The organism is Atribacteraceae bacterium, assembly GCA_035477455.1.
Taxonomy (GTDB): Bacteria; Atribacterota; Atribacteria; order Atribacterales; family Atribacteraceae; genus DATIKP01.
In genome coordinates, this window is sequence record DATIKP010000071.1 from 1 (window position 1) to 4,040 (window position 4,040).

Annotated in this window: 5 protein-coding genes; 1 reads left to right on the forward strand and 4 read right to left on the reverse strand. The window is 51.4% G+C overall.

Going from position 1 to position 4,040, the window contains the following annotated elements; translation table 11 throughout:
- Positions 1 to 398 precede the first annotated feature (398 nt).
- Positions 399 to 800 carry a large-conductance mechanosensitive channel protein MscL gene (mscL, locus tag VLH40_04290; protein HSV31228.1) on the forward strand — a complete coding sequence of 134 codons (402 nt, stop codon included), beginning with the start codon at positions 399 to 401 and terminating at the stop codon, positions 798 to 800.
- Between the two features lie 382 nt (positions 801 to 1,182).
- Here mscL and VLH40_04295 read toward each other — a convergent pair whose 3' ends face one another.
- From VLH40_04295 to thiE, 4 genes are all read right to left on the reverse strand, one after another.
- The gene (locus VLH40_04295) at positions 1,183 to 1,560 is read right to left on the reverse strand and encodes a transposase (protein HSV31229.1); all 378 of its coding nucleotides are present in this window, start codon (positions 1,558 to 1,560) and stop codon (positions 1,183 to 1,185) included.
- A gap of 82 nt (positions 1,561 to 1,642) precedes the next feature.
- Positions 1,643 to 2,470, reverse strand: coding sequence for a bifunctional hydroxymethylpyrimidine kinase/phosphomethylpyrimidine kinase (gene thiD, locus VLH40_04300; protein ID HSV31230.1), 828 nt, complete (start codon positions 2,468 to 2,470; stop codon positions 1,643 to 1,645).
- Positions 2,471 to 2,491: 21 nt separating this feature from the next.
- Positions 2,492 to 3,541, reverse strand: coding sequence for a thiamine-phosphate kinase (gene thiL, locus VLH40_04305; protein HSV31231.1), 1,050 nt, complete (start codon positions 3,539 to 3,541; stop codon positions 2,492 to 2,494).
- Positions 3,534 to 4,040 (reverse strand): thiamine phosphate synthase (gene thiE, locus VLH40_04310; protein ID HSV31232.1); only part of this gene is annotated, 507 nt, incomplete at its 5' end. The genes thiE and thiL, both read right to left, overlap by 8 nt.

The window sequence follows — 4,040 nt, forward strand, 5'->3', positions numbered from 1 at the left end:
ACTCTTGTAGCTCAAAACAGCCTTTTCCGGGGCCCACCTTTCTTTTTCGACACTGGTACGAATCACGTAAAACCCATCCAGCGCTGCCTCTGCCGCGATACTCTCTTCGTTGCGTTTGTAGGAGAATCTCCCCTCCCCTCGCCGACAGTGAACTTAAGAACGGATACTGCTAAAAAATCCAGTATTCATGGGACTTTTAGCCAACATGGCCTGGGAGCTTCGGTTTAATTATAGCGTATACAGAGGGGGAATTGAGGAGGCTAATAATAAACAAAAAAAGCCTACAAAAGGCTTAAAGTTGACTATCCTGAATGGGGATTAGATTATTCTTGCGTTTTTCTCCTGTCTACGCTAAAATTTTAGGGAGTTGAGGTTTACTAAAAAAAGGAGGTTTAAATATGTTAAAAGAATTCAAAGAATTCGCTTTAAAAGGTAGCATCATAGATCTTGCAGTGGCCGTGATTATTGGCGCAGCATTTGGGAAAATAATCACATCGCTGGTCAATGATTTACTGATGCCAGTGACAAGTATTTTTTTAGGAGGCATCAGTTTTACGGACTTGAAATATGTCATTACACCCGCAAGCGGAGATGTTGCAGAAGTAGCTCTTCGGTATGGCGTATTCATTCAATCGATGGTCGACTTTTTGATTATTGCTTTTTCCATTTTTATGATTATAAAAATGATTACATCTATAAAGAAAAAGGAACCTGTGGCAGAGCCTGCTCCTGTAGTACCAAGCAATGAAGAACTTCTACTAGTAGAAATCCGCGATTTACTCAAAACAAAGCAGATTTAAAATTATTATTACTATATATTCAATTCTTACCAAGAGGGAGCAGAAATCCTGCTCCCTCTTGGCTATTGATTTAAGAGCAGGACTCATGTATACAACATTTTCATAGATTAATTCAATATTGCAGGATTTAGGCCAGATATGAACTTACGGAAGTACAGTCGTCAAATTTATTGTTTAGTCCGAAGTTCCCAGGAAACTCGTAAATAAATGCTTTTGTAGCAGGCATTTAGCCCACTTCACAGGGGATTTTTCCGTCTACTGCTTTTCCGGTTCATCTTCAGACCTACGAGTTCAAAAGCTTTTCCCTGAGTCCGGTTGGGTGTAGTGATAAGAGCAAATGGCGGGGTCTTAAGCATTGCCGGCACCCGAGCATCAAAGCACACTACCATGGCCAATTCAGACAGCAGCGTCTGGAAACTGTGGACGGATACTCGTCCTCGAAAAGTAGGCTCCGCCAGGCCTCCCGTAAATGCCACTCCGTGTAATAAGCCAGCATACACAGAAAGATATGGGCTCGCACCCGGTCTTCTGCGCGGTGGTGGATCGGTCTGATCTTTAAATCGACTCCCTTGAGGGTCCGAAAAGCCCTCTCTGCCCGGGATAGACTCTTGTAGCTCAAAACAGCCTTTTCCGGGGCCCACCTTTCTTTTTCGACACTGGTACGAATCACGTAAAACCCATCCAGCGCTGCCTCTGCCGCGATACTCTCTTCGTTGCGTTTGTAGGAGAATATTCCCTCGCCGACAGTGAACTTACTCAAGCTTTTATCGCTTTTCCCCAGTTTTCTTCACTCCACGATACATCCCTCTCCCGTTCAAGGCCAACCTTTTCAAACCTTAAACCTACCACAGCTTTCCCCCCGTTGCGGGATCGACTCCCGAGCGAATCATCAAGGGAGCCAGATGATTGGTAGGACCAAAACCCTGACCCAGATCCAAAGCATAGGTGATCACCGTTGTCAGATATTCGCGGGCGGTGGTTATCGCTTCGGGTAATTCATATCCCAGGGCAAACAGGGCACACAGGGCGGCTGAATAGGTACATCCCGTGCCATGGGTGTTATGAGTGGGAATGCGCTTCCCCGAATAGAGAATACTTCGGGTCCCATCGAACAATACATCCACCAGATCTTTCCCAGGCAGGTGACCCCCTTTCAGAAGGACATTGGCCGCCCCCCGGCGATGAAGCACTCGGCAGGCTTCCTCCATTTCCTCGACCTGTGTCAGGCTCAGACCGGTCATCACTTCGGCTTCTGCGAGATTGGGGGTGACCAGGTAGGCCAGGGGCAGCAGTCTTTCCTGCAAGGTGATCATCGCCTCTCTTTGCAAAAGCAATTTACCGCTCTTCGAAACCATAACCGGATCCACCACCAGGCGTTGTACCCGGTAGTATTGCATGAGATCAGCCACCACGCCGATTATTTCCGAACTGAAAAGCATTCCGGTTTTAACCGCATCCACCCCGATATCTTCCATCACCATTGCAATTTGTTCTTTAACCAATTCCGGAGAAAGAGGGAGTACCGTATTGACCGTTTGGGTGTTCTGGGCGGTCACCGCCGTGATCGCCGTCATCCCATACACCCCAAACGCACAAAACGTTTTGAGATCAGCCTGGATTCCCGCTCCCCCTCCCGAGTCAGAACCGGCAATGGTCAAGACTTTTTTCATGCTGCACGCTCCTGGAAAAAATCAACTGTTCTTTGTCTCCGCCTGGAAATGGTTCCATCCGGCCTGATCGGTCCGGTAATCCCGACCGTTCTTCCGCAGGGTCAACCGGTCTCCGGGAAGAATGCGGCCGATGGAAGTGACCGGAACACCGGTTTGATCTTCCACCCTTTGTCTGACTTCGTCGGCCAGGTGTTCGGGAACGGTCAGCAGAAGCTCAAAGTCTTCTCCTCCCCACAGGGCGAATTGATAAGGATCCTGGTTCGATTCCCGGCTCCACGCACTGAGTGATGGGGAAAGAGGAATGGTATCCACCTCGATCACCGCACCTACCCCGCTACGCTTTAAAATATGACCCAGGTCCTGAATTAAGCCATCGGAGATATCGATCACGGCCAGGGGTATCCCAAATTCCCGCAACGCCAATCCCACGGTGATACGGGGAAGGGGACAAAAATACCGTTCGACCAATGCCGGGTGTTGCCCGGATTTTCCCCGGCCGCGGCAGATGACTAAGCCGGCCGCTGCATCACCCAGCGTCCCGGTGACCATGATCCGGTCACCAACGCGAGCGTTTCCCCGCAGAAAGAGCGGTGAACGGGGGACTTCCCCGAGCAGGGTCAGGTCAAAGACCAGATTAGCGTCACTCCGAGCGATATTACCGCCCACCACCACGGCCCCGAAGGTATCGGCCTCCTTCTGAAGCCCCCCAATCACGTCATCCAACCAGGAAAGCTCCAGATCTTTCCGTAAAATCAGCGAGAGGAGGGCATACCGGGGAACAGCCCCCATTGCCGCGAGATCGCTCAGGTTCACCCCCAGTACCCGCCGGCCGAGAGAGCGGGGAGGGATGATATCCGGCAAAAAGTGCACGTTTTCCACCTGCGAGTCACAGGTCAAGGCATAGAGGAGTCCTGCCGGCCCCTCCACCAGGGCACAGTCGTCATCGATACCCAGCACCACCTGAGGATGATCCCGGTCAAAGTGGGATTTGAGCATGGCGATCACCCCGAACTCTCCGGTATCAACCAGTGTACGCGGGGGGTTTCCAGACATACTCGTATTTTCAACCATCACTCTTGCCCCTGATATTGACAATGATGTTCCGGAAAGCTGCCGCCTGTGTACGGGGTGAGGGATGTCCAATCACCACGGAAACCACTGCCAGGCCGTTCACACCGGTGGCCAGGACCTCCTCGGCCCGCCTTAGGTTGATTCCCCCGATGGCCACTACCGGGATACGGACTGAGCACTTGATCTCCCGGAGCCGATCCAGACCAATACTTGGTCCGGCATCCGGCTTAGTAGCGGTCGGGTAAACCGATCCGACACCCAGGTAATCGGCGCCCAGTTTTTCTGCAGCCCGGGCCTCTTCCACGGTTGCGCACGAACTACCGATTATAAGATGGGGCGCTATCCGGCGAGCTTCCAAAAGCGGTAAGTCCGTATCCCCAAGGTGCACCCCGTCCGCTCGGGCGGCCAAGGCAATATCAATCCGGTCATTCACGATAAATCCTACGTCATACTGCTGGGTGATCTCCCGAATGATCCGGGCTTCTTCGAGTAACACCCG

Excerpts from the sequence above, each read along its gene's own strand:
- mscL (HSV31228.1), top strand. The coding sequence starts at position 399 with ATGTTAAAAGAATTCAAAGAATTCGCTTTAAAAGGTAGCATCATAGAT.
- thiD (HSV31230.1), bottom strand. The coding sequence starts at position 2,470 with ATGAAAAAAGTCTTGACCATTGCCGGTTCTGACTCGGGAGGGGGAGCG.
- thiL (HSV31231.1), bottom strand. The coding sequence starts at position 3,541 with ATGGTTGAAAATACGAGTATGTCTGGAAACCCCCCGCGTACACTGGTT.